The organism is Paraburkholderia sp. Cpub6 (assembly GCF_014201065.1).
Classification (GTDB): Bacteria; Pseudomonadota; Gammaproteobacteria; order Burkholderiales; family Burkholderiaceae; genus Paraburkholderia; species Paraburkholderia tuberum.
The window spans coordinates 95,972-121,583 of record NZ_JACHDM010000004.1; the positions used below are offsets into that span (position 1 = coordinate 95,972).

A 25,612-nucleotide genomic window follows, 5' to 3' on the forward strand; every position below is an offset into this window, starting at 1 on the left:
GCATTGCCGTGATTCGGCAGTTTGCGGAAATTGATCGGAACATCTGCGCCGGTCGACAGCTCCGTCACCGAATTATCGAACGGCAGCTAACTGAACAATCATCGGCCGTTCGCAAAAACCCATTGACCGTCGCTTCATGGCCATTGTCCGCCGATAGCGCTTGTCGCCGGGAAAATAGCCGGCGGCGCTGCGCTGCGGCGGTCCCGAACCGAAATTCCCGGTTTCTGTGGCACGATTCACCGTCGGCTTCACTGATACCGTCACTGCCAACCGGCCACTGCGTCAAGACTATTGAAATAGTCGAAGAAATCCAAGGTCCCCGATTTCACGAACTCTGGCATCCGGCAACGTTCCGCACTACCACCGCTTTGCGGCGTGCTATTTCTCCGAGACCGGATTGACGGACGAGGCCGTTTCTTCCGCATCGTCTCGCGCGATGCCCGGCGTCGCCTCACGGACCGATTGCCGCAAGCGCGTGAACGCCTGGCTCGTGCGTGCATCGCGTTGGTCGCGTGCGTCGTAGAAGTCCTTGCTGAGCCACTGGCCGAGACTCATCATCAGCGAGCCCAACGCGCTCTTGAAGCGCACCCATGCGTTGCCGGTGCGCGCCAGTTGCGCGGCCGCCTCGACCGCCTCGGCGGCGAGCCGGTCCAGTTCCGCGTGCAGATAGTCGGCGAAATGATGCAGGCCATGCTGATTGCCATTCGACGATTTGCGCTCCAGTTCGACGTGCTGCGCAATCAGCGATTGATTGGGCACGCGAATAAACGGCGGCGTATCGGTGCGCGCGCCGCCGCCACGGCGAATCGCCACACCGAGGTTCGCGGACGCCTCGGTGCGCTTGCCGAGCGGTGGCATTTGCCACTTGTCGCACAGGTACTTCAGCAGGCTGCAATGATCGAATCGTTCGTTGCACACGCCGGCTTCGCACCACGGTGACACCAGGATGGCGGGAACACGCACGCCGAGTCGTTTGAAATCGAAACTCGCGGTGTGGTCGTCGGGTGCGACCGCGTCGGCCGGCGGCGATACGTGGTCGTAGAAACCGCCGTGCTCATCGTAGAGGACCACCAGTAACGTGCGCTCCCACAGCGCCTGATTCGAGCGCAGCGCATTGTAGGTATCCGCGATCAGCTTCTCTGCCTTCATGATGTTGTGCGGCGGATGATCGTCGTTCTGCGCTTCGCCGAAGTACTTCGGCTCGATCAGTACGAATTGCGGAAACTGACTGGCGGCTCCCGCTGCGTCCTCGAAGAATTTGTCGAAAGAGCGGTAATTCGCGAGGTTTTCCGCGCGTCGCTGGTTCTTCAGCAGCAACGAGGCGGGGAAGTCGTAGAAATAGACGCTCCATGTTTTGCGCGCGGCGTTCAGCCGATCGAAAATCGTGTCCTGATCCTGCTCGGTGTACCAGCGCGGATTGAGCCCGTCGAGTCCCGAAGGCATTCCGATCTCGCCTTTCGACGTACCCGTCAGCGCGAAAAAACGGTTGGGCCACGTCGGCCCCGGCAATGACGAGAACCACCGGTCGCACACGGTGAATTGCGAACCGAGCGTGTGCAGCGCGGGCAGAAAGCCGAGCGGGTAATAGCCCATCACGTCTTGCCGCGCGGCGAGGCTGCTCTTCGGGTAGTCGTTCACGAACGTACGCACGAAACCGCTGTTGTCGGCGGCGATCTGTTCCATCACGGCCTTGTGCTCGTGATTCGGATCTTGCTTCACCTGCCGCTCGCGCGTTTCACGCGGATAGAAGGTGTGGCCTTGACCGTCGGCGTTCGATTTGCCGGCCGCGTTGCGCACGCCGTCCAGTTCGTCGTGCACGGCGTCGAGGCAGCCGAGCATCTGGTCGAACGAGTGATTCTCCATCAACAGTAGCACGACGTGTTCGATCGGATCGTTCTGCGCGTTCTGCTCGACGTCACTCATCTTTTATCGCTCCACTCGGGACGGGATGGACTTCGCGTTGCCAACTTAGCGCAAAACGCGCGCTGGCGAAAGAGCCCTGCTTTGAGGCCGACATGCACGCGACGGTCAATGTACTTCGTCGCGTGCATGATTCGCTTAGCGTAGCATCGACTCAACTGCCGCCCGAGAAGATCGGACCTTGCCCGCCCGGCGCGAACGATGGGAAGTGGTCGCCGGACGGCGCGGCCGCCGCCGGTGCGTGCGCTCCCGACTGCGACGCCGGTTCGCGCAACGTCAACGCGCTATCGGCCGTGATCGGCACGCTCGGCTTCGCGAGCAGCTCGGTCTTGCGCATCGAGCCGACCGACGTGCCGAAGTAATAGCCGATGATGCTGATCCACGCGGTTCCCAACGCGCCGACGATCACGTTGACGAGATCCTTGTTGCTACCCGGCAAAGGCTGGAACGCCATCAGCAGCAAAATGCCGAAGAAGCCGGTGGTGACGGCCATCGCGAGCACCTTCGGGACCCAGTCGCGATTGGCGACACCCATCGCGCGTGCATTCGCGGTGTCGCTCGTGGCGATGCGGGCCATGTCGGCGTCGTGCGCGAGGCTCGACTGCGCGGCCGTCACCATCAACTGCTGCAATTGCAGCGAATTCGCGCTTTCGGCCTGGCGGAGTTTTTCGAGTGCGCCGGGGTCGTTCAACGCGGGTTCCACGAAGGCCGGGTCGCTCGGCGTGCCGAGCGCGTGCGAGATGATCGCAGCGGCAGCGGTCACGCCGAGGCCGACCGGACCACCCACGAGCCCGGCGAGAAGCGGGGCGGTGCTGTTGATATTCTTCGCTACTTTAGACCAGTCCATCATGCTGCTCCCAGGAGAAGATTGGCTGCCATGCGTTCGGTCCAGCCGCGGCTGAAATTTGGCCACGAATGCAGGTTCCGCAGGTACCGCAGACGATACGCGGCGAAGCGCATCACGAACTTCATCGGATCGGCGTTCTTGACCGCATCGAGCGTGTCGGGGCCGAACTTGCCGTCTTCCTTGGCGCCGGACGCTTTCTGCATCCACAGCACGACGAGGCCGCCGTTGTAGTTCGCATCGAAAATCTGGAAAGCCACGCGCGGATCGAGTTCGTCGAGATGCAACGGGTCCCAGTACCTGCGCTTGGCGATCTGATGGGCGGTATCGAGCGGCAGGTCTTTCATCGCGCCGTTATAGCCCTCACTGCGCGCGACGCGCGCCGTCACACCCCACATCGTTTCGCCGCCTGGATCGGCCGGATTGAAGCTGTACCCGCCTTCGTTTCCGATCAAGGCTTTGAATGCATCTTCGAAACTGTCCATCGAACTGTCTCCTGTTCGGCTGTGTTGCCAACTCAAATGGCGAATGCGCGCGGCTCAGGCCGCTCGCATCGCCCGTCCTACGGCGTCGCGTACCGTATCGAGCGATGCCCGAAGCGGGTACGACGTCATGGGATTCGAAACGGGCTTGACGCGCAGGTCAGGCCTCGATGTCCGGGTGTCGGCTTCGTCGGGCGATGCGTCCGTCGAGAGCGCCAGCTCGCGTTCGCGCGCCGACAACGTGCCAGCGTCGAGCTGCAATGCCTGTGCATACTTGCGCGCGGCCTCGCGCAGCGCGCCTTTGTGTTCCAGCGCGTGGCCCCATTCCACATAGGACGGCGCGAGATCGGGACGCAACGCGACGGCGTGCGACAGCTTGTCGATCGCTTCGTCGTCGTGGCCGGTTTTGACGAGCGCCTCGGCCCAGTCGTGCAGCGTGTCGACGGAGTCGGGGTTCATCTCGGCGGCCTGCCTGAATGCTTCGAGTGCTTCGCGATCGTGCTTGTTCGAATGCAACAGCACGTCGCCGAGCAGTCGCAGGTTTTCAGCGGTACGCGACTTTTCCTTCGCGCCGGCCCGCAGTTCCTTTAGCGCATCGTCGATGCGGTTCTGCTGTTCGAGCGCAATGCCGAGACCCGCGCGCAGCACCGCCGAGTGCTTGTATTGGGTCAATGCTTCACGGATCTGCTGCTCGGCTTCTGTCGAGCGCTGCTGACTGTCGAGCAACCACGCCTTGCCCGCGATTGCCCATTGGGCTTGCTCGGATGAGGGCAACGCGAGGACTTCGTCATAGATCCCGACGATCTCGCGATAGTCGCATTGCGCGAGCGAGCATTTGGTCTTTTGCACCTGCGTGTACAGATGACTGGCGAGGATGTTAGGTTCGGCGAGGCGCATCGCCGTGACTGCGATGTCGTGCACGAGCTTTTCGAGGTCGCGCCCTTCGAACGGCACCGTGCTTTCGCGGCCGTTGAACGGTCCGTGTTCTATCTGCACGTGCGCGACGTATGAATCCGCGCTGCTATTTGTCTTCGTGATGCCGATGTGCACGGCGACATCGTCGCGTTGGAGCACGCCTTTGATGAAGCGCACCGTCGTCGCATACGACATTTCCTGACCCGGAATCTGGATGTCCTGCTGAGCGTCGTTGCTGGTCATCGTGTCGTGCGGAATCGAATCGGCATCCTGGCCGATTTCCTTCATCGCCGACATGATCCGCTCGGCGAGAAAGTTCGCCGTATAGCCGCGCTCGGTCAGCGTTTGCGGTGTCTCCACCGGCGGTACCAGCAATTGACGCGTGAGCACGCCGCGCACGACGAGGCAGATGGAACCGATCGTCAGTAGGATGAACAACCAGGGCAAGACATACGGCCAGAGGCGTTTCGGTCCGCGGCCGATCACACCGGCGGTGTGCAAGCCGAACAGCACGAATCCGCTCGAATGATGACGATCGCGGCGATTCGCGGTGTTGGCGCGCATGAACGGGCCGCCGTACCCGTTGGTTGACCGGCGTTGACTCTGTGCACTCGACATGACTCACCTCGCTTCGATCCGCGATCGATGTTGGCAATCGCCTGACTTGCGCGGTGGGTATGCATCGAGCGTGCCATAGCGCATGGAACGGGCTCGCAGCCGGATGTTGGCTTCTGGTGGGGGGATTGAAAGAGAAAAGTGTTGCGAGGTGGCCAACGTATTGCGAAAAACAGTTTGCTGGCGGGAGACAGGATGTGCGTTAGCAAATAAAAATGCCGCTCAGTCCAGAAGACTGAGCGGCATCGGTGCAGCGAACTACTGTTTGTGGACTCTGCGCTACCGTGGCTTAAACAGAACTCGGCCGCCACTTCAACAATCGACTCTCCACCGCGGTCAGCAGGTAGTCGGCGGCAAGCGCGACCACCGCCAGCACGATCATCGCCGCGAACACGCCGGCCGCATTGAACGCGCCCTGGGCGGTGGAGATCAGCAAGCCGATGCCCTGCTTCGAGCCGAGAAACTCGCCGACCACCGCGCCGACCAGCGCAAAGCCGAAGCTCACGTGCAGGCTCGCGAGAATCCAGCTCAGCGCCGACGGAATCACGACCGAGGTCGTCACCTGACGGCGCGACGCGCCGAGAATCTGCGCATTCGCGATCATGTAGCGATCCGCTTCGCGCACGCCCTGGAACGCGTTGGCGAACACGACGAAAAACACCATCACGACCGCGAGCGCGACTTTCGATGCCATGCCGAGTCCGAGCGCGATCACGAACACCGAGCCGAGCACGACGCGCGGGATCGAGTTGGCGATCTTGATGTAGAGGCTGAACACGTCGGAGAGCAGCTTGTTGCGGCCGAGCACGATGCCGCAGAAGACGCCCCCGATCGAACCGATGATGAAGCCGAGCCCCGTTTCCTCGAGCGTGACCCACACCTGCGTGAGCAGCGGCCCTTGCGAGGTACCGTTCACGAACCAGTCGACGATCTGCGCGAAGATCTCGGTCGGCATCGAGAAGAAGAAAGGGTCGATCCACTTCAGGCGCGCGGACAGTTCCCAGCCGCCGAGCACGACCACGAGCAGGAGAATGCGCAGCGAAATCACCAGAACCTGGCGCTGGCGGATCTTCTTCTGCGCAATACGCTCGACGTGTGAGAGCGACGCGGCGTCGATGCCCGAGGGCATCATCTGTTGAGAGGGTGTAGACATGTTTGCCGTTCCTTGATTAACCGATCTGCACTTCTTCGCGCAGGTCATGCCAGATATCGCGCGAAATTTCGATGAAGCGTGAGTCGTAGCGGATCTCCGATGTGACGCGCGGTCGCGGCAGATCGATTTCGTAGACTTTCTTCAGCGTGGCGGGGCGGGCAGTTAGCACGAACACGCGGTCGGCGAGCGCAATCGCTTCTTCGAGGTCGTGCGTGACGAACACGACCGAGCCGGCGCCGCCCCACAATTGCAGCAACTCGTCCTGCATCAAGGTGCGCGTCTGCATGTCGAGCGCCGAGAACGGCTCGTCCATCAGCAGGATTTCCGGCTTGTTGATGAAGGTCTGCGCAAGCGCGACGCGCTTGCGCATGCCGCCGGACAGTTGATGCGGATAGTGCTTGCCGAACTTGTCGAGGCCCACGCGGCGCAGCCATTCGTTCGCTTCATCGTAAGCGGCCGATTTCGAGCGGCCGCGATACAGCGGACCCGCCGCGACGTTGTCGAGCACCGAGCGCCACGGAAACACCGCATCGGCCTGAAACACGAAACCGATGCGCGGATCGATGCCGTCCACCGGCGCGCCCATCACGCGCACTTCGCCGGTGGTCGGCTTCAGCAAGCCGGTGATCATGCTGAGCGTGGTGGACTTGCCGCAGCCGGTCGGGCCGACCACCGCGACGAATTCGCCGCGTGCCACCGACATGCTGAAGTCGCGCAGCGCGATCGTGGCCTTGCCGTCCGGGGAAATGAAACGGCACGACACGTTGCGCATTTCGATCGCTGGCGTCTCGCGTGACATAGGTTGATTCATCGGCGGGTGCCTCGCAGTTCTGTGAATATGAATGAAGCGTTACTTCGACGCGGTCTTGACCGGCGCCGACACGTAGTCGTTGGTGTAGGTCTTGGCGAGATCGATATGCTTGCCCTTCACCGACGGATTGAATGCGGACAGCACCTTCAGCACCGTATCCGGGCCGTCGGCGGGCATCTTGCCGTCCTTCGTGAACATCGGCAGCGACGCCTTCAGCGCGTTCACGTACAGGTCCTTGTTGTTGCCGTAGTAGTCTTTCGGCATCTGCGCGGCGATGTCCTCGGCGCTATGCGTCGCGATGTAGTTCAGCGTCTTCACGAACGCATGCGAGAGCTTCGCGGCCTCGTCCTTGTGCGCTTCGGCCCACGCGCGCTGCACGTAGAAGCTCGAAGCGGGGTAGGTGCCGCCGAGCGCGGCGCGCGTGCCGTCCACGTTGCGCATGTCGACCAGCACCTTCGCGTCGCCGGTCTTGAGCAGTTGCGAGACGGTCGGCTCGGTGGTCATGCCGGCGTCGATGCGGCCTTGCTTGACGGCGGCGATGAAGCTGTTGTCCGCGCCGACCGGCAACATCGTGTATTGCGTCGACGGCACGCCCGCGCGCTGCGCGAGGTACTGCGTGAGGAAGCTGGTCGACGAACCGAGGCCGGTCACGCCGAGCGTCTTGCCTTTGACGTCGGCCATGCTCTTCAGCGAATCGGCCGCCTTCGTCGAGACCATTTCTACTTCGCCCGGCACCTGGCCGAAGACGACGAGCGCCTGCACTTCCTTGCCCTTGCTCTGCAGGTCGATCGTATGATCGTAGAAGCCGACCACGCCTTGCACCGCGCCCGCGAGCAGTTCGTTCTCCGCATCGACGCCGGCCGGCTGCGACAGGATCTCGACGTCGAGGCCTTCGTCCTTGAAGTAACCGAGCTGCTCGGTGAGCTTGGCCGGCAGATAGATGATCTTGGTGGCGCCGCCGACCATGATCGTGATCTTCTCGGCGTGAGCGGCGGCCGATGCGGCGGCAAGGGCGAACGCAACTCCTGATACAGCGGCAATCTGGCGCAAGGTACGCATGAAGCAGTCTCCTTAGGTGGGTCGCCGCGAGCGTGGTGCGCGGCGCTTTTCTGGGTCAATGGGGGCGATTATAGAAACGCGAAACCTTCTGGCAGCTTTCGGGGTTTGGCGCAAACCATGGGTGTTAACCCGAAAATGCGCCGAAAATGCGCCGAAATTGCGCGCGGATCGGCACTGCGCTTGAACCTATGCGGCAAACCACACGGTATGCGCGCAGCCCCCTTGTTTTAAGGCACAATCGACGACCTGACTTTTGCCGTTGCCGCCATGAAGCTGCTGCTGATCGAAGACAACCCCACGCTTGCGCACTGGCTCGCGAAAATGCTGGAGCAGGAGGCCTTCGCGCTCGACGCCGTGCAGGACGGCGATGAAGCCGACCGCCTGCTGCGCACCAATCATTACGACGTGATCCTGCTCGACCTGAACCTGCCGAAGCTGTCGGGCAAGAACGTGCTGCGCCGGCTGCGTCAGCGTGGCGACGCGACGCCGGTGCTGATCCTCACCGCGAGCGGCTCGATCGACGAGAAGGTGGAGCTGCTCGGCGCCGGCGCCGACGACTATCTGGTGAAGCCGTTCGAAGTGCGCGAGCTGATCGCGCGCATCAAGGTGGCGATTCGGCGGCAGTCGCCGTCGAAAGCGGGCGAGGTGGTGTGCGGCGATCTGTCGTTCGACATCGACACGCGCCAGTTCACGCTGAAGGGCGCGTCGCTGAATGTGACGCCGCGCGAGCGTTCGGTGCTCGAAGCGCTGATCCTGCGCCTCGGCAAGACGGTGACGAAGCCGGCGCTCGTCGATGCGATCTTCACGCTCGCCGACGAGCCGAGCGAGGATGCGGTCGAAATCTACATTTCGCGTCTGCGCAAGAAGCTCGATGGCAGCTCGGCCGCGATCGTCACGCTGCGCGGGCTCGGCTATCTGCTGCGCAAGCGGGAAGACGACCAGTAACGATGGCCAATAGCCTACGCATACGCCTGCTGTGGTGGCTGCTCGTACCGCTCGCGCTTTATGTGTTCGTGACCGGCAAGACCGAGTACGACAACGCGCGGCACACCGCGAATCTGGTGCAGGACAATCAGCTGGTCGCGTCGGCGCGGATGATCGCGGGCGAGGTCGAATGGAGCGACGGCTTTCTGCGTGTCGATGTGCCGCCCGCCGCGCTCGAGATCTTCGCATCGCCATATCACGACCAGGTGTTCTATAGCGTGCGTGTCGACGATGGGCGGCTGCTCGCGGGTACGCCTGATTTCCCTCCGCGTCCGCTGCGGGCGCCCGACGTGCCGGATTCGTACTACACGCAGTTGCACGGCCAGCAGGTGCGCGCTGTCGACATCGTGCGGCTCATGTACGACAACGGCGCGACGCGTCCCGTGCGCGTGACGGTCGGCAAGACCGTGCGCTCGCGCGATGCGATGACGCAACAGCTGTGGCGGCCGCAACTCGTGCGCCAGCTCGAAATGATCGCGCTGGCGGTGGCGCTCGTTTGCATCGGGCTCACGTTCGAGTTGCGGCCGTTGATGAAGGTGAAAGACGAGGTGGCCGACCGCGATCCGATGCAGCTCGAACCGATTCGCGTCGAGCGTCTGCATACGGAACTGCGGCCCATCGTCGATGCGATCAATCAGTGCATCGCGCGGCTCGGCGTGCAGGTGGCGGCGCAGCGGCGCTTTATCGCCGACGCCGCGCATCAGTTGCGCACGCCGCTCACGCTGCTCGGCACGCAACTGCAATTCGCGCGGCAGCAGGAAGGCCTCAATCCCGCGCTCGACGAAGCGCTTGCCGCGATGCATCGCAGCAACCGTTCGATGGTCGGGCTCACCAACAAGCTGCTTTTGCTCGCGCAGGCCGAGGCCGCCGACAACTCGCAGCTCGCAATGGAACGCGTCGATCTGGTGCCGCTCGCGATGGAGGTCGTCGAAGATCTCGGCCTGCTCGCGCAGGCACGTGAAATCGATCTGGGCGCGGAATTGCACGGCGCGGCACCGGTGCTCGGACATCGCGGCTTGTTGCAGGCACTGATCGCGAATCTCGCCGAGAACGCGATTCGCTACACGGGCAGCGGTGGTCACGTGACGGTCGCCGTGAACGCTGATACCGCGGCCAATGCGGTGACGGTCAGCGTGACCGACAACGGCCCCGGCATTCCGGCCGAATCGCGCAGCCGCGTGTTCGAGCCGTTCTTTCGTGCGTCGACGGATACCGAGGGCACGGGCCTCGGTCTTGCGATCGTGCGCGAAATCGCGGACGCCCATCACGGCGAGATCACGCTGAAGGCGGGCGAGGGCGGCAAGGGTGTGCATATCGCCGTGACGTTTCCGCGCGCAACGCCGAGGTGATCGGGATAAACCCGAGGTTCGCGCAACATGCACAGCCGTGAAAAGCATCGAGAAGGGTTCGCACCTTCAAAATCACGGGCAGGCGACCCGCGCGGCGCCCAGACACAAGATAATGGAGACACCCCCAATGAAGCTTTCCTTGACGCGTTTCTCGCGCGCGGCCTATGCCGCCGTCGCGGCGTCGCTCGCGCTGTGCGCGCTCGCGAGACTCGCGACGCCTGCGCAAGCCGCCGCGCCGGAGAAACTCGCGATCATGGTGGGCGGTACCAACAAGCTCATCTATCTGCCGGCGCGTCTTGCCGAACGGCTCGGCTATTTCAAGGCCGAAGGGCTCGACGTCGAACTGCTGTCGCAGCCGACTGGAATAGACGGCGAAAACGAAATGCTCGCGGGCGCGGTGCAGGGCGTGGTCGGCTTCTACGATCACACGATCGATCTGCAGACACGCGGCAAGGAAGTGAAGACGATCGTCGTGTTCAGCCAGGTGCCCGGCGAAGTGCAACTGGTCGCCGCGAAATCGGCCGATTCGATCCGGAGCATGGCCGACGTGCGCGGAAAAACACTCGGCGTGACGGGGCTCGGCTCCTCGACGAGTTTTCTCACGCAGTACCTCGCACAGCGCGCGGGCGTGCCGTCCACGCAATACACGCTGCTGCCGGTCGGCGCGGACAGCAGTTTCATCGCGGCGATGCGGCAAGGACGCATTCACGCGGGCATGACGACCGAGCCGACCGTCACTCAACTATTGAAAGCGGGCGACGCCAAAGTACTCGTCGACATGCGCAATGTCGATGGCACGCGCGCCGCGCTCGGAGGCATGTATCCGGCGTCGAGCCTCTACGTGCAAAGCACGTGGCTCGACGCGCATGCCGACGAAGCCGCGAAACTCGCGCGCGCATTCGTCAAGACGCTGCGCTATATGCGCACCCACAGCGCGGAACAAATCGCCGCGCAGATGCCAAAAGAAGACATCGGCAACGACAGGGCGCTGTATATCAGCGCATTGCAGGCCTCGCTGCCGATGTACACCGTCGACGGCAAGATGCCAGCCGACGGTCCGCAGACGGTGCTGAGGGTACTGTCGAGCTTCAATCCGGCGGTGAAGGGGCGGTATATCGATCTGTCGCGCACGTTTACCAATCAGTTTGTCGATGACGTGAAGCCTTGAAAGCGCGCTGACCGCGGGGGTCGCTCCTGGTTCAGGACAATGCGCTGCTGTCGTCGATGCGGATCATCGGCGAGGATATCGACTGGGACAACGGCTCCGTGCGAATCGCTGCGAAAGCCACCTCACGACTTGCGCTCGCGTCCCGCACGCGTCTTGCCCGCTCCACTCCTCGCGCGGGTCTGCGCCGCGAGTTCCTCGACCATCTCCCGCGCGGCCGTCTGCAACTCGGGCACATAGCGCCGCTTCGCTTCCGCGAGCGACACCGCGCGCGACAGAAACACTACGTTCAAGCTCGCGAGCACGCGTTCCTCGAACACGATCGCGACGGCAACCGCGCCAATCTTTCCCTGATCCGCCCAGTCGCCGTGATTCGAGCCGAACCCATCCGCGCGCACGCGTCGCACGAGACTGCGAATCAACGCGTCGTTCGACGCGAGCGCCTTCTGCTCCTCGCCGCCCGCGCCCGCGCGCAGCAGATCGAGAATGTCCTCGCGCTCCTCGTCGGGGCACATCGCGAAGTACGCGCGACCCGCCGCGGTCAGCAGGATCGGCAAACGGCGGCCGACCATCGCGCGATGAAACGATAGCGGACTGAAGCGGTGCGTGGTCTCACGGACGATCATCGCGTCGCCGTCGGGCGTGGTCAGATCGGACGGCCAAGCGACGCGTTGCAGCAGACGCCCCATCACCGGCGGCGCGATCGTCGCGATACGTTCGTCGTCGGTGAAGCCTTCGCTCAGCGCGCGCACCTTCAGCGTGAGCCGGAAGCTGTCGTCCGACGCGCTGCGCCGCACGAAGCCTTCCTCCATCAACGTTTCGAGCAGCCGCCGCGCGGTGGTGCGATGCAGGCCGGTCAGCTCGCTGATCTGCTGGCTCGTCGCGCGGCCGCTGTCCATCGAGTTGAGCGCCTGCAGCACCTGCAAGCCGCGCGACAGACCTCGCACATTCGTGTATTTGGTCACTTGAAGCCTCAATCAAATCAACTATGTGCATTCTATGCACAATTTCCAGATTTTGTTGAGCGGGCAGGTGGCCGGTCCTAGACTGCCAACAAATCAACGATTTCATGGAGACGCAAGCTGTTGCCCGCAGGCGATTTTTCGCCATGGCGACAGCCGGTTCCCGCCGCCGCGCTCCGTGAATATCTCGACCCGGTCACGCTGGTCGACATACGGAGACAACATGCCCCAACCGCTCGACCCGGTGGCCGCGCAAAGCCACAGTGGACCCGTCACCACCGACGTCGCGATCATCGGCGCCGGCCCGGTCGGTTTGATGATCGCCAACTATCTCGGCCTGCAGGGCGTGCGCGTCGTGCTGATCGAAAAGCTCGATGGGATCATCGACTATCCGCGCGCAATCGGCCTCGATGACGAAGCGCTGCGCGTGTTTCAGTCCGTCGGCCTCGCCGATGCATTGCTGCCGCACACGACCCCCGATCACTGGATGCGCTTCGTCACGAGCAACGGTCACTGCTTCGCATCGATCGAGCCGCGCACCGACGAATTCGGCTGGTCGCGCCGCAACGCGTTCATTCAGCCGCTGGCCGATCGCGTGTTGTACGACGGCCTGCAACGCTTCCCGCATGTCGAGGTGCTGTTCGGCCACACGGTCGACTCGTTCACGCAGGACGGCAGCGGCGTCACGATCGAAGCGGAACACGCGCAGAGCGGCCGCCGCACGATCCGAGCGTCGTACATGGTCGGTGCGGACGGCGGCAACAGCTTCGTGCGCCGCACCCTCGACGTGCCGTTCGAGGGCCGCACGAAACCGAATCAGTGGATCGTCGTCGACGTGCGCAATGACCCGATCGGCTCGCCGCACGTGTACATGCATTGCGATCCGCGGCGCCCGTATGTGTCGGCCGCGCTGCCGCACGGGATTCGCCGCTTCGAATTCATGGTGATGCCCGGCGAGACCGAGGAAGAGCTGTCGAAGCCGGAGAACATGGCCGCGCTGATCCGCAAGGTCGTCGCCGAGCCGGAGAAGGTCGACTACATCCGCAAGCGCGTCTATACGCACAACGCGCGCCTCGCGAGCAGCTTCCGCGTGAAGCGCGTGCTGCTCGCCGGCGACGCCGCGCACATCATGCCGGTGTGGCAGGGACAGGGCTACAACAGCGGTATTCGCGACGCGAGCAACCTCGGCTGGAAACTCGCGATGGTGGTCAAGGGCGTCGCCGGCGATGCGCTGCTCGATAGCTACACCGCCGAGCGCCGTTCGCATGCGCGCTCGATGATCCACCTCTCCGAAGTCGCGGGCGACATCTTCGCGCCGACGAGCCGCTTCGGCATCAAGTTTCGCGACGCGTTCGTGCGTACGTTCAACTGGTTCCCGGCGGTCAAGCGCTACTTCGTCGAAATGCGTTTCAAGCCGATGCCACGCTATGAATGCGGCGTCGTATTGCTGGCGCGCACGCCGCGCAAGCGTGGCTGGCTCGCGCGCGTGCTCGAACGCTCGGGGCATTCGGCACCGGGCCGCCTGCTCGGTCTGATGAGCGAGAAGCGCGAGTCGCGGCTCGGCCGTCTCGTGTATGGACGCGACCCGCATTGTCATTCGCCGGTCGGCCGCATGTTCATTCAACCGCGCGTGCGCACGGAGAGCGGCGAGGTCGTGCGACTCGACGATGTGCTCGGCAACCGCTTCGCGATCGTCGGCTGGGGCGCGGAACCGACCTTCGGTTTGTCGGAGCAGGCGCGTGCGATCTGGCAGCGGCTCGGCGGCTGCTTCGTGGTCGCGAAGCCGGACACGCAGCTGTCTTTCCATGACGACGTGCCAGAAGACGTCATCGCGATCGGCGATGTGAACACGCGGCTGAAGGACTGGTTCACGCGAGTGCCGGAATCGGTCGTGCTGTTGCGTCCCGACCGTTTCGTCGCGGGCATGGGCTCGCCGCAGCAGGTGTCGCAACTCGTCGTCGAACTCGCGCAGCAGCTGCATCTCGACCTGGCGGGGCGGGCCGATGTGGCCGGTTCTGGCAACGAAGCAGCGTTCGCGCCCGATGCCGGCGCCACTTTCGCCACCGCTGCAACCGCCGGAGCCTGATATGCCGATGCTGCTCGAATGCCTTTCGCACACGCCGTTGCACGGCTATTACGATCCCGCGCCCGAAGTCGTCGCGGAAGTCGAGCGCGTGCATGCGGCGGCGCGTGCGCGCGTCGTCGAGTTCGATCCCGAACTGGTCGTCGTGTTCGCGCCCGATCATTACAACGGTTTCTTCTATGACGTGATGCCGCCGTTTTGCATCGGCGCATCGGCGAGCGCGATCGGCGACTTCAAGAGTCTCGCCGGTCCGCTGGAGGTGCCCGCCGATACCGCGCTCGACCTTGCCGAAGCGGTGCTCGCGAGCGACGTCGACGTCGCCGTCTCGTACCGCATGCAGGTCGATCACGGTTGCGCGCAAGCGCTGGAGGTTCTGACGGGCGGCCTCGATCGATATCCGGTCGTGCCGGTATTCATCAATGCGGTGGCCGCGCCGATGGCTTCATGCCGCCGCGCGCGTCTACTCGGCGATGCGTTGGGTCGAGCGCTCGCACGCTCGGAGCAACGCGTGCTCGTGATCGGCTCGGGCGGCATCTCGCACGAGCCGCCGGTGCCGGAACTCGCGGGCGCGAGCGAGGAAGTCGCCGAGCGTCTGATCGCGGGCCGCAATCCGTCGGCCGAATCGCGTGCGGCGCGTGAGGCGCGCACGATCGCGGCGGCGCGCGCGTTCGCCGCGGGCGACAGCCGTCTGCATCCGCTCAATCCGGAATGGGATCGCGCGTTCCTGAAGCTGCTCGAAGACGGCGAACTCACCGCGCTCGACGGTCTGACCAACCGCGCGATCACGCGCGAGGCCGGCAAGTCCGCGCACGAAATCCGCACGTGGATCGCCGCGTTCGGCGCACTGAACGCGAGCGGCCCGTATCGCGCGTCGCTCGATTACTACCGTCCGATCCCCGAATGGATCGCGGGCTTTGGCGCGATGCACGCGCGACCCGTGACGGCCCACGTCTAACCGAATCAGGAACCCGCTATGACCACTCAAAGCAATATAGACGCGCTCGCCCTGCGCCTGCGCGAATCGGAACGTACGCGCGCGACCATCGCGCCGTTGCGCGACGACCCGCATTTCGTCGACCTGTCGAACCCGGCCGACGCCGAGGAACTCGCGTACGCGGTGCAGCAGGCCAACGTGGCCGCGCGCAGCGCGGCGGGCGAGCGCGTCGTCGGCCGCAAGATCGGACTCACGTCGCCGGCGGTGCAGCGTCAACTCGGTGTCGACCAGCCTGACTTCGGCGCGCTGTTCGCATCGATGGCGTATGGCGACGGCCAGCCGATTCCTCTCGAGCAGTTGATCCAGCCGAAGGTCGAGGCGGAGATCGCGCTCGTGCTCGAACACGATCTGCTGCACGAGCGCCACACGTACGCCGATTTGATGCGCGCAACCGCGTATGCGGTCGCGGCGATCGAAGTGGTGGACAGCCGCATCGAAGGCTGGAACATCCGTTTCGTCGATACGGTCGCGGACAACGCGTCGAGCGCGCGCTTCGTGCTCGGCAGCCGCCCGGTCCTGCTGCGCGATATCGATCTCGCGGCCTGCGCAATGACGCTATCGAAGGATGCGGAAGTCCTGTCGCGCGGCAATGGCGCCGCGTGTCTCGGCAATCCGCTGAATGCCGCCGCCTGGCTCGCGGATCGCATGGTCCGGCTCGGCACGCCGCTGCGTGCCGGCGACGTGCTGATGACGGGCGCTTTGGGGCCGATGGTCGCCGTCAAGGAGGCGGGCACCTACTGCGCGCAGATCGAAGGTCTCGGCAGCGTCCGCGCGACTTTTTCCGCATAAAGCATGCACTCGCAAGCACTCGATTGGGAACTCATATGGCAAGCGAAAAACTGAAGGCCGCGATCATCGGCTCCGGCAACATCGGCACCGATCTGATGATCAAGATCCTGCGCCACGGCAAGCATCTCGAAGTCGCGGCGATGGTCGGCATCGATCCGAACTCCGACGGCCTCGCGCGCGCCGCGCGGCTTGGCGTCGCGACCACGCATGATGGTGTCGAAGGTCTGACTCGTCTACCCGTGTTCAACGACATCGACTTCGTGTTCGACGCGACCTCGGCCGGCGCTCACGTCAAGAACGATGCGCTGTTGCGAAAGCTGAAGCCCTCGATTCGCGTGATCGATCTGACGCCGGCGGCGATCGGCCCGTACTGCGTGCCGGTCGTCAATCTGGACACGCATCTCGACGCGCCGAACGTGAACATGGTCACGTGCGGCGGACAGGCGACCATTCCGATGGTCGCGGCCGTGTCGCGCGTCGCGAAGGTGCATTACGCGGAGATCGTCGCGTCGATCAGCAGCAAGTCAGCGGGCCCAGGCACGCGCGCGAACATCGATGAATTCACCGAGACCACGTCGAAGGCGATCGAAGTGGTCGGCGCCGCCGCGAAGGGCAAGGCGATCATCGTACTCAACCCGGCCGAGCCGCCGGTGATGATGCGCGACACGGTCTATACGCTGTCGGAGCTGGCCGACCTCGACAAGGTCGAGCAGTCGATCGAGCAGATGGCCGCCGCGGTGCAGGCGTACGTGCCGGGCTATCGCCTGAAGCAGAAGGTGCAGTTCGACGAAATCAGCGCGAGCGCGCCGCTGAACATTCCGGGCCTCGGCAAGTTCAGCGGTCTGAAGACCTCGGTCTTCATCGAGGTGGGAGGCGCCGCGCACTATCTGCCTGCGTATGCGGGCAATCTCGACATCATGACTTCGGCCGCGCTCGCGACCGCGGAGCGCATGGCGCAGGCGCTCGTGCAGGCATCAGAGGCTTAAGGAGACTTCCCGCATGGACAAGAAACTGTATATCTCCGACGTGACGCTGCGCGACGGCAGCCACGCCATTCGTCACCAGTACTCGATCCAGAACGTGCAGGACATCGCACGCGCATTGGACCGCGCAAAGGTGGACAGCATCGAGGTAGCCCACGGCGATGGCCTGCAGGGTTCGAGCTTCAACTACGGCTTCGGCGCGCACAGCGACCTCGAATGGATCGAAGCGGTGGCTGACGTGGTCGAGCACGCTCAGATCGCGACCCTGCTGCTGCCCGGCATCGGCACGATCCACGACCTGAAGGCCGCCTACAACGCGGGCGCGCGCGTGGTGCGTATCGCCACGCATTGCACGGAAGCGGACATCTCGAAGCAACACATCGAATACGCCCGCGAACTCGGCATGGACACCGTCGGCTTCCTGATGATGAGCCACATGACCACGCCGGAGAGCCTCGCCATCGAAGCGAAGAAGATGGAGAGCTACGGCGCGACCTGCATCTATGTGGTCGACTCGGGCGGCGCGCTGACGATGAACGACGTGCGCGACCGCTTCCGCGCGGTGAAGGCGGTGCTGAAACCCGAAACGCAGACGGGCATGCACGCGCACCACAACCTGTCGCTCGGCGTGGCCAACTCGATGGTCGCGGTCGAAGAGGGCTGCGACCGTATCGATGCATCGCTCGCGGGCATGGGCGCCGGCGCGGGCAATGCGCCGCTCGAGGTGTTCGTCGCGGCGGCCGAGCGCATGGGCTGGAATCACGGCACCGACCTCTACACGCTGATGGACGCCGCCGACGACATCGTGCGTCCGCTGCAGGACCGGCCGGTGCGCGTCGATCGCGAAACGCTCGCGCTCGGCTATGCGGGGGTGTATTCGAGCTTCCTGCGCCACTCGGAAGTGGCCGCGAAGAAATACGGCCTGAAGACCGTGGACATTCTCGTCGAGCTGGGCAAACGCCGCATGGTCGGCGGCCAGGAAGACATGATCGTCGACGTCGCACTGGATCTGAAGCGCGCGCACGCAACCGACGCAGTGGCTTCATGACCCGGACGCTGCGCGACGGCGCCGCATGCCGCGCGCGCAGCGTTCATTTCATCCAGCAAGGTCGCCGCAAGAGCGACGCTGACTCAACATTGGAGACTTTTATGCGGCAGTCAACGCAAGCAACGCAAACAACACAGTCGACGAAACCTCTTGCCGGCGGCGCGCTGACGATCGGGCTCTGCCTGATCGTCGCGCTGCTCGAAGGCGTGGACCTGCAATCGACCGGCCTCGCGGCACCGCGCATGGCGCGCGAATTTCATCTCGCGGTCGCGCAGATGGGCTGGGCGTTCAGCATCGGCGCGTTCGGGCTGCTGCCAGGAGCCGCGATCGGCGGACGTCTCGCCGACCGGCTCGGGCGCAAGCGCGTGCTGATGTGGTCGGTCGCGCTATTCGGCATCTTCTCGCTCGCGACCGCGCAGGTGTGGGACCTGAACAGCCTGCTCGCCGCGCGCTTTCTGACCGGCCTCGGTCTTGGCGCAGCGATGCCGAATCTGATCGCGCTGTGCTCGGAAGCGGCGCCGCCCCATCAGCGCAACACCGCGGTCGGCGCCATGTATTGCGGCATGCCGTTCGGCGCGGCGCTCGCGGCGGTGGTCGGCATCATCAGTCCGGGCGACGCGGGCTGGCGGCATATCTTCTACGTCGGCGGCTTCGGGCCGTTGCTGGTGCTGCCGCTGCTTGCGCTGTTCCTTCGTGAGTCGGCGCAGTTCGTCGCGGCGCGTGCAACCAAAGGCGCGCGACGCGATGCGTCGGCTAGCGTGACGCACGCGCTGTGGCAGGAAGGGCGCGCGGGCACGACGATCGCGTTGTGGATCAGCTATCTCGGCACGCTGATCGTGCTGTATTTCCTGATCAACTGGCTGCCGTCGCTCGTCTTGACGCGCGGTCTGACGCGCGTGCAGTCCGGCGTCGTACAGATGATGTTCAACATCGGCGGCGGCATCGGCGCGATCGTGATCGCCGGCATGATGGACCGGATGGGCCGGCGCCGCACGGTCGCGGGCATGTATGTCGGCATCGTCGTTGCGCTTGGCGCGTTGCTGAGCGCGAATGGCGGCACGTCGATGGCGTGGGGCGGTCTGCTCGCGGGGCTGTTCCTGGTCGGCGGGCAGTCGGTGTTGTATGCGCTGGCGAGCAGCCTGTACCCGACCGAAGTGCGTGGCACCGGCGTCGGCGCGGCCGTGGCGGTGGGCCGTCTCGGCTCGATCCTCGGACCGTTGATCGCGGGGCAACTGCTCGCGATCGGTCAGGGTGCGAGCGTGCTGCTCGGCGCGAGCATTCCGCTGATCGCGGTCGCCGCGATTGGCGCGTGGCTCGTCGTGAATCGCTCGACACTTCGATATACCCCGGTGGCCGCGCAATAGCTTTGCAGCCCGAAATACCGCGCGGGTCCGCCGTCAACGGCGACTCGCGGTCACTTAATCCGTGAAACAAAGGAATTCGACATGAGCAACACCAACACGCAAGCAGCGGCGATCACCGAGGAAGCGACCAGCCGATTCGTGCGCGTCACCGAAGACGGCCGCGAGATGCAGCTCCACTACAACGAAGTGGGGCAGGGTGCGGAAACGGTCGTGATGCTGCACGGCTCGGGACCGGGCGCGACCGGCTGGGCCAACTTCAATCGGAACGTCGAGCCGCTCGTCGCGGCGGGCTATCGCGTGATCCTGATGGACTGCCTCGGTTGGGGCAAGAGCGACCCGATCGTCTGCAAGGGCTCGCGCTCGGAACTGAACGCGCGCTGCCTGAAGGCGCTGCTCGTTGCGCTCGATATCGAACGCGCGCATATCATCGGCAACTCGATGGGTGGGCATAGCGCGGTCGCGTTCGCGCTCGCCGAGCCGCAACGCGTCGGCAAGCTCGTGCTGATGGGCGGCGGCACCGGCGGCCCGAGCCAGTTCGTGCCGATGCCGACCGAAGGCATCAAGCTGCTGCAAGGCCTGTACCGCAACCCGACCATCGAGAACCTGCAGCGCATGATGAGCGTCTTCGTGTTCGACACGAAGGCGTTGACCGAAGACCTGATGCAAGCGCGCCTCGCGAACATGCTGGCGCGCCGCGATCACCTCGAGAACTTCGTCGCCAGCCTCGCCGCGAATCCGAAGCAGTTCAACGACTACGGGCCGCGCCTTGGCGAAGTAACCGCGCCGACGCTCGTGATCTGGGGTCGCGACGATCGTTTCGTGCCGATGGACATCGGCCTGCGGCTCGTTGCCGGGATGCCGAACGCCGATCTGCATGTGTTCGGCCGCTGCGGGCATTGGGCGCAGTGGGAGCATGCGGACAAGTTCAACCGGATGGTGGGGGAGTTCCTGGGACGCGGGCATTAAGCAGGGTTGTCGTTGTGGGCGACTGGTGCGTCGTTGCGGCGGCGGGCTGGTTGCCTCGTTTAGGTTTGGGTTCTTTTCTTCGCCGACTAATAGGCGATTTCAAGATCCAAATGTAGAGTCAATGTAGATACGGGCGACTTGCTGTTTTCGCTGTGAGTATCTACAATGGATATACATTTGGAGCTGGAATATGGAACTCAAGATTCAGAAGTGGGGCAACAGCGCTGCAGTACGGTTGCCGACCGTGTTGTTGGAGCAAATTCATGCGTCGGTGGGCAGTTCGCTGAACGCGGACGTGCGCCCCGAGGGGGTGTTGCTTACGCCTGCGCGTCGCAAGTATTCACTGGATGAACTCGTCGCGCAGTGCGATCCGAAGGCGCCACCGCCAGCCGATCTCGACGTCTGGAGTGAAGTCAAGCCGGCGGGGCGCGAAGCATGGTAAGGCGCATCAAGTTTGAGCGCGGCGATATCGTGCGCGTGAGCCTGAATCCGACGCTTGGCAAGGAGCAGCAAGGCGATTTCCGTCCCGCGCTGGTTTTGTCGCCTGCCGCATTCAATGCTCTTGGGGTCGCGCTCGTTGCGCCGATCACGCAGGGGGGGGAGTTCGCTCGATACGCTGGATTCGCGGTACCGCTCTCGGGTTCGGGAACTGAGACTCAGGGGGTGGCTCTGGTGAATATGGTGCGCACTCTGGACCTCGAGGCCCGCGGCGCACGCAAAGTCGAGCGCGCTCCGGCCGAGGTAGTCGAGGACGCGCTCGCCCGACTTCAAACGATTCTGGAATGACGGGAAAGACGATACGAACTGAACCAGCCCGCGGCGAGCGACCCCATCACTCCGCCGCCGGCATCCGAGTCACACTCTTCGGCACCCGCCCATCACTACCCGCGGCGGCGTCCGCTGGAGGACAGCAGTCACGGCTCGGTGGCGGCATTTGCGGCTCGTCAATGCGACCAATTCGCATTCATCCAAAAATAATATTCCGCAAGTCATCTATAAGATATCTGTCTTAAGACCGGGGTGATCGGCCGCAAACCCTTGCCAGTCATGACTCGACCCCTTTGGGTAGGGTCTCGCGACCTGTTTGTTTAGTCACATTTAGTGGAAAACGCGCATATACTCTCGGTCGTATCGCAAAACGAAGGTCGCGGGGTTGCGTCGTGCCGAACTGAGCCGTCAGCCGTCGCGCCACGATTTGCGCTGGCTTCGACTGCCAACGCTCTGTCTATCACTTCCTAGCAAAGCATTAATCATGTCCACACCGCCGAAGATCATCTACACCCTGACCGACGAAGCGCCCGCACTGGCGACGTACTCGCTGCTGCCGATCGTCAAGGCGTTCACGCGCTCGTCCGACGTGCTCGTCGAAACGCGTGACATCTCGCTCGCCGGCCGGATCATTGCCGCATTTCCGGACTACCTGAGCGCGGAGCAGAAGGCTTCCGACGATCTGGCGGAGCTCGGTGGACTCACCATGCGCCCGGAAGCGAACATCATCAAGCTGCCGAACATCAGCGCGTCGGTGCCGCAGTTGAAGGCCGCGATCGCCGAGCTGCGCGACCAGGGCTATAAGCTGCCGTCGTACCCGGACGTCGCGACGACCGACGCCGAGAAAGACGTCAAGGCCCGCTACGACAAGATCAAGGGCAGCGCGGTGAACCCGGTGCTGCGCGAAGGCAATTCGGACCGCCGCGCGCCGTTGTCGGTGAAGAACTACGCGCGCAAGCATCCGCACAAGATGGGCGCATGGAGCGCGGACTCGAAGTCGCACGTCTCGCACATGAGCGATGGCGATTTCTACGGCAGCGAGAAGTCGGCGCTGGTCGCGCAGGCCGGTAGCGTGAAGATCGAACTGGCCGCCGCCGACGGCACGATCACGGTCCTGAAGGCGAAGACGCCGGTGCAGGCAGGCGAAATCATCGACGCGTCGGTGCTGAGCAAGAACGCGCTGCGCAGCTTCATAGAAGCGCAGATCGCCGAGGCGAAGGCGAACGGCGTGCTGTTCTCGGTGCACCTGAAGGCCACGATGATGAAGGTCTCGGACCCGATCATCTTCGGTCACGTGGTGTCGGTGTTCTACAAGGACGTGCTCGCGAAGCATGCGGAAGCACTGGCCAAGGTCGGCTTCAACCCGAACAACGGTATCGGCGACCTGTACGCGCGTCTGAAGGATCTGCCGGCTGAAACGGCCGCGGCGATCGAAGCCGACATCGAGGCGCAGTACGAACAGCGTCCGCCGCTCGCGATGGTCAACTCGGACAAGGGCATCACGAGCCTGCACGTGCCGAGCGACGTGATCGTCGACGCATCGATGCCGGCGATGATCCGCGAGTCGGGCAAGATGTGGGGCGCCGATGGCGCGCTGCACGACGCGAAGGCGGTGATTCCGGACCGTTGCTACGCCGGTGTGTACCAGGCGGTGATCGAAGACTGCAAGAAGCACGGTGCGTTCGACCCGGTCACGATGGGCACGGTGCCGAACGTCGGGCTGATGGCACAAGCCGCCGAAGAATACGGTTCACACGACAAGACGTTCCAGATCCCGGCGAACGGCGTGGTCCGCGTCACTGACGAAGCCGGCGCGGTGCTGCTCGAGCAGCCGGTGGAACAGGGCGACATCTTCCGCATGTGCCAGACCAAGGACGCGCCGGTCCGCGACTGGGTCAAACTCGCGGTGAACCGCGCCCGCGCTTCCAACACGCCGGCCGTATTCTGGCTCGACGCGGCGCGCGCGCACGATGCGCAGATCATCAGGAAGGTCGAGCAGTACCTGAAGGATCACGACACGAACGGTCTCGACATCCGCGTGATGACGCCGGTCGAAGCGACGAAGTTCTCGGTCGAGCGCATCCGCGCCGGCAAGGACACGATCTCGGTCACCGGCAACGTGCTGCGCGACTACCTGACCGACCTGTTCCCGATCATGGAACTGGGCACCAGCGCGAAGATGCTGTCGATCGTTCCGCTGATGGCCGGTGGCGGGATGTTCGAAACCGGCGCGGGCGGTTCGGCGCCGAAGCACGTGCAGCAGCTGGTCGAGGAAGGCTTCCTGCGCTGGGATTCGCTCGGTGAATTCCTCGCGCTGGCGGCATCGCTCGAGCATCTGGGCACCGCGTATCACAACCCGAAGGCGCAGATTCTTGCGAAGACGCTCGATCAGGCGACTGGCAAGTTCCTCGACAACGACAAGTCGCCGGCGCGCAAGGTCGGCGGTATCGACAATCGCGGCAGCCACTTCTACCTCGCGATGTACTGGGCCGAAGCACTGGCCGCGCAAACCGACGATGCCGCGCTGCAGGCGCAGTTCGCGGGCGTCGCGAAGGCGATGGCCGACAACGAGGCGAAGATCGTCGCGGAACTCGGCGCGGCGCAGGGCAAGCCGGTGGATATCGGCGGCTACTACCGTCCGAACGTCGAGCTGACTAGCAAGGCGATGCGCCCGAGCGCGACGCTGAACGCAATCGTCGATTCGGTGGCTTGAGCTCGCGCGGGCGACTGATGCGGTAAGCACGCAGCACAACCGCGGACAAAGCCGCAAGCAGGACCGCAAATACGACAATGGCGCCTTCGGGCGCCATTGTCGTTTCTACTGTCACTGCTACGTCGCCGTCGGTCATGCCCGTCCTTATACGTGAACGATTTCCCAATCGGCGAGCTTCTCCGGAATTTCGAGCGTCGACGTGTCGAGCTCCGACAGATGCTCGCAGCTCAGACCGCGCGCGAGGTCGTCGGCGGCCTGTTGCGGGCTCGAGAATTCTCCGAGCGTTTCGTTGCCGTAGGTGGCTTCCCAGCCGTCCTGACCCGGCAGAATGTAGAACGCTCCCTGCGTCGAACCAAAGCGAAAGCCTTTCATTTTTAGTCTCCCAGTTGCCAATAAAAAAGCCGCGATTCGTGACGGCTTCTTCGCAATTTGCGGGATTTGGGTGGCCGTGTCGTGAGGCCCCTCGAATCCGACTGCGTGAAGCGCGTGCTCTTGTGAAAGAGTCTACGTCAGCGAATCGGCGGGCAATTGGGCGTCGAACCGGTCTTTATACTAAAAATATTCGTGTAAAAACAAAGGTTTGTGAGATCCGTTTTGCGATGTGCAACGCCGCCGGGCATCGTGAAATGGCCGCTTTGTGCCCCGCAACATGATTTTTTACGACGCGCGGCATCTTTTCGTATCGTGAAAATTAGGGCTGCGCGCGACGCGCAAAACCACGCTGTGCGGCCCTATGACGCGCCGAGCCGTTCGATCAGCATCGCGACGAAAGTCTCGGTCACCGGCGGCAAGGTTCGGCCGCGCTTTTTGATCAGCGCGATGCGCCGCGTGAACGCGGCTTCGTTGATCGGTCGCGCGACCAGCTCGGGCTCCGCGCGCACCTCGCGCGCCGACGCCGGCAGGATCGTGATGCCGAGCCCGGCGCGCGCCATCGCGACCGCGCTCATCATGTAGGTCGGTTCGCAGGCGATGCGCGGCTCACATTGCGCGTCGGCGAACGCGCTGTCGACGACCGCTCGCACGCTCGTGCCCTGCGCGGTCAGCACGAGCGGCTCGCTGGCGAGATCGGCGAGCGTGACGGGCCGGCGCCGTCGCGCGAGCGCGTGCTGCTTCGGCAGCACGGCGACGAGCCGGTCGATGCCCGCATGCAGTACCTCGAGCCCGCTGTCGTTCAGCTCGCCGCCCGTCAGTCCGATATCCGCTTCCTCGTTGCGCACCAACGTGTTGACCATGCTCGCGACGACATCGCGCACCTCGAAGCCGACGCGCGGCACGGCTTTTCTCAGCGCCTGCACGAGTTCGGGCAGCACGCTCGCCGCGAAGGTCGGCAGACACGCGATGCGCACCGTGCCGCTCCCGCCTTCGCCGAGCGCGCGCGCATCGAGCAGCACGTGCTCCATGTCGTGCAGCGATTTCTGCAGCACGGGCAGCAGCTCGCGGCCGGTCGGCGTCAGGGCGACGTTGCGGCTGTTGCGATCGAACAGGCGCAGGCCGACCGTTTCCTCGAGCCGGCGAATCTGCACCGTCAACGCCGGTTGCGACAGATGCAGCCGCGCGGCCGCACGCGTGAAGCTGCCCGTTTGCGCGACCGCGATAAACGCGCGGATGTCGCGGAGATTCAGATCCATGATGATTTGTGATTGCT

General features: G+C 64.0%; 23 protein-coding genes. 13 read left to right on the top strand and 10 right to left on the bottom strand.

The genetic code is table 11. The annotated features are described in order from the left end of the window. Window positions 1-378: 378 nt before the first annotated feature. From HDG33_RS09375 to HDG33_RS09405, 7 genes are all read right to left on the bottom strand, one after another. Window positions 379-1,923, bottom strand: coding sequence for an alkaline phosphatase family protein (locus HDG33_RS09375; protein ID WP_184024629.1), 1,545 nt, complete (start codon window positions 1,921-1,923; stop codon window positions 379-381). A gap of 151 nt (window positions 1,924-2,074) precedes the next feature. Further along, window positions 2,075-2,767, bottom strand: a complete 693-nt coding sequence (locus HDG33_RS09380) for a hypothetical protein (protein ID WP_184024632.1) — start codon at window positions 2,765-2,767, stop codon at window positions 2,075-2,077. After that, window positions 2,767-3,249 carry a glycoside hydrolase family 108 protein gene (locus HDG33_RS09385; protein WP_184024635.1) on the bottom strand — a complete coding sequence of 161 codons (483 nt, stop codon included), beginning with the start codon at window positions 3,247-3,249 and terminating at the stop codon, window positions 2,767-2,769. The genes HDG33_RS09380 and HDG33_RS09385 overlap by 1 nt, the downstream gene beginning before the upstream one ends. Window positions 3,250-3,303: 54 nt before the next feature. Further along, the gene (locus HDG33_RS09390; RefSeq protein WP_184024637.1) at window positions 3,304-4,779 is read right to left on the bottom strand and encodes a tetratricopeptide repeat protein; all 1,476 of its coding nucleotides are present in this window, start codon (window positions 4,777-4,779) and stop codon (window positions 3,304-3,306) included. Between the two features lie 286 nt (window positions 4,780-5,065). Beyond that, entirely contained in the window at window positions 5,066-5,929 is an 864-nt protein-coding gene (locus HDG33_RS09395; RefSeq protein ID WP_184024640.1) for an ABC transporter permease, read from the bottom strand. 16 nt (window positions 5,930-5,945) lie between these two features. Then, the gene (locus HDG33_RS09400; protein WP_184024643.1) at window positions 5,946-6,740 is read right to left on the bottom strand and encodes an ABC transporter ATP-binding protein; all 795 of its coding nucleotides are present in this window, start codon (window positions 6,738-6,740) and stop codon (window positions 5,946-5,948) included. Between the two features lie 39 nt (window positions 6,741-6,779). After that, window positions 6,780-7,799, bottom strand: a complete 1,020-nt coding sequence (locus HDG33_RS09405) for an ABC transporter substrate-binding protein (RefSeq protein WP_184024646.1) — start codon at window positions 7,797-7,799, stop codon at window positions 6,780-6,782. Between the two features lie 267 nt (window positions 7,800-8,066). On the opposite strand from HDG33_RS09405, the gene HDG33_RS09410 reads away from it, so the two are divergent. From HDG33_RS09410 to HDG33_RS09420, 3 genes are all read left to right on the top strand, one after another. Further along, a complete protein-coding gene (locus HDG33_RS09410; protein ID WP_184024649.1) occupies window positions 8,067-8,744 on the top strand; it encodes a response regulator in 678 nt (225 codons plus the stop codon). A 2-nt stretch (window positions 8,745-8,746) separates the two neighbouring features. Continuing rightward, the gene (locus tag HDG33_RS09415) at window positions 8,747-10,132 is read left to right on the top strand and encodes a sensor histidine kinase (RefSeq protein ID WP_184024652.1); all 1,386 of its coding nucleotides are present in this window, start codon (window positions 8,747-8,749) and stop codon (window positions 10,130-10,132) included. 127 nt (window positions 10,133-10,259) lie between these two features. Beyond that, window positions 10,260-11,300, top strand: coding sequence for an ABC transporter substrate-binding protein (locus tag HDG33_RS09420; protein WP_184024655.1), 1,041 nt, complete (start codon window positions 10,260-10,262; stop codon window positions 11,298-11,300). A 122-nt stretch (window positions 11,301-11,422) separates the two neighbouring features. On the opposite strand, the gene HDG33_RS09425 is transcribed toward HDG33_RS09420, so the two are convergent. Then, a complete protein-coding gene (locus HDG33_RS09425) occupies window positions 11,423-12,262 on the bottom strand; it encodes a DNA-binding transcriptional regulator (RefSeq protein WP_184024662.1) in 840 nt (279 codons plus the stop codon). Window positions 12,263-12,482: 220 nt separating this feature from the next. Between HDG33_RS09425 and HDG33_RS09430 the strand changes: the two genes are divergently transcribed. The 10 genes from HDG33_RS09430 to HDG33_RS09475 all read left to right on the top strand — a co-directional run bounded on the left by HDG33_RS09430 (window position 12,483) and on the right by HDG33_RS09475 (window position 23,967). Continuing rightward, on the top strand, window positions 12,483-14,345 hold the full coding sequence (locus HDG33_RS09430; RefSeq protein ID WP_184024665.1) for a bifunctional 3-(3-hydroxy-phenyl)propionate/3-hydroxycinnamic acid hydroxylase: 1,863 nt from the start codon (window positions 12,483-12,485) through the stop codon (window positions 14,343-14,345). A 1-nt stretch (window position 14,346) separates the two neighbouring features. Further along, the gene (locus HDG33_RS09435) at window positions 14,347-15,297 is read left to right on the top strand and encodes a 3-carboxyethylcatechol 2,3-dioxygenase (protein ID WP_184024668.1); all 951 of its coding nucleotides are present in this window, start codon (window positions 14,347-14,349) and stop codon (window positions 15,295-15,297) included. An 18-nt stretch (window positions 15,298-15,315) separates the two neighbouring features. After that, complete coding sequence (locus HDG33_RS09440; protein ID WP_184024680.1) at window positions 15,316-16,125, top strand: 2-keto-4-pentenoate hydratase; 810 nt, start codon at window positions 15,316-15,318, stop codon at window positions 16,123-16,125. 35 nt (window positions 16,126-16,160) lie between these two features. Further along, window positions 16,161-17,111, top strand: a complete 951-nt coding sequence (locus HDG33_RS09445) for an acetaldehyde dehydrogenase (acetylating) (RefSeq protein WP_184024683.1) — start codon at window positions 16,161-16,163, stop codon at window positions 17,109-17,111. 13 nt (window positions 17,112-17,124) lie between these two features. Further along, on the top strand, window positions 17,125-18,156 hold the full coding sequence (gene dmpG / locus HDG33_RS09450) for a 4-hydroxy-2-oxovalerate aldolase (RefSeq protein WP_184024686.1): 1,032 nt from the start codon (window positions 17,125-17,127) through the stop codon (window positions 18,154-18,156). Window positions 18,157-18,257: 101 nt separating this feature from the next. Beyond that, window positions 18,258-19,520 carry a 3-(3-hydroxy-phenyl)propionate transporter MhpT gene (gene mhpT / locus HDG33_RS09455; RefSeq protein ID WP_184024689.1) on the top strand — a complete coding sequence of 421 codons (1,263 nt, stop codon included), beginning with the start codon at window positions 18,258-18,260 and terminating at the stop codon, window positions 19,518-19,520. A gap of 81 nt (window positions 19,521-19,601) precedes the next feature. Further along, window positions 19,602-20,486 carry an alpha/beta fold hydrolase gene (locus tag HDG33_RS09460; protein WP_184024692.1) on the top strand — a complete coding sequence of 295 codons (885 nt, stop codon included), beginning with the start codon at window positions 19,602-19,604 and terminating at the stop codon, window positions 20,484-20,486. A gap of 190 nt (window positions 20,487-20,676) precedes the next feature. After that, entirely contained in the window at window positions 20,677-20,928 is a 252-nt protein-coding gene (locus HDG33_RS09465; RefSeq protein ID WP_184011680.1) for an AbrB/MazE/SpoVT family DNA-binding domain-containing protein, read from the top strand. Continuing rightward, window positions 20,922-21,272 carry a type II toxin-antitoxin system ChpB family toxin gene (locus tag HDG33_RS09470; protein ID WP_184011682.1) on the top strand — a complete coding sequence of 117 codons (351 nt, stop codon included), beginning with the start codon at window positions 20,922-20,924 and terminating at the stop codon, window positions 21,270-21,272. The genes HDG33_RS09465 and HDG33_RS09470 overlap by 7 nt, the downstream gene beginning before the upstream one ends. Before the next feature lie 466 nt (window positions 21,273-21,738). Beyond that, entirely contained in the window at window positions 21,739-23,967 is a 2,229-nt protein-coding gene (locus HDG33_RS09475; RefSeq protein ID WP_184024695.1) for an NADP-dependent isocitrate dehydrogenase, read from the top strand. A gap of 144 nt (window positions 23,968-24,111) precedes the next feature. On the opposite strand, the gene HDG33_RS09480 is transcribed toward HDG33_RS09475, so the two are convergent. Together HDG33_RS09480 and HDG33_RS09485 are read right to left on the bottom strand one after the other, a co-directional pair. After that, window positions 24,112-24,339: a hypothetical protein gene (locus HDG33_RS09480; RefSeq protein ID WP_013092475.1), complete on the bottom strand. Its 228-nt coding sequence runs from the start codon at window positions 24,337-24,339 to the stop codon at window positions 24,112-24,114. A 359-nt stretch (window positions 24,340-24,698) separates the two neighbouring features. Further along, window positions 24,699-25,595 (bottom strand): LysR family transcriptional regulator, encoded by an 897-nt coding sequence (locus HDG33_RS09485; protein WP_184024698.1) that lies wholly within the window; start codon window positions 25,593-25,595, stop codon window positions 24,699-24,701. Between the last annotated feature and the right edge of the window lie 17 nt (window positions 25,596-25,612).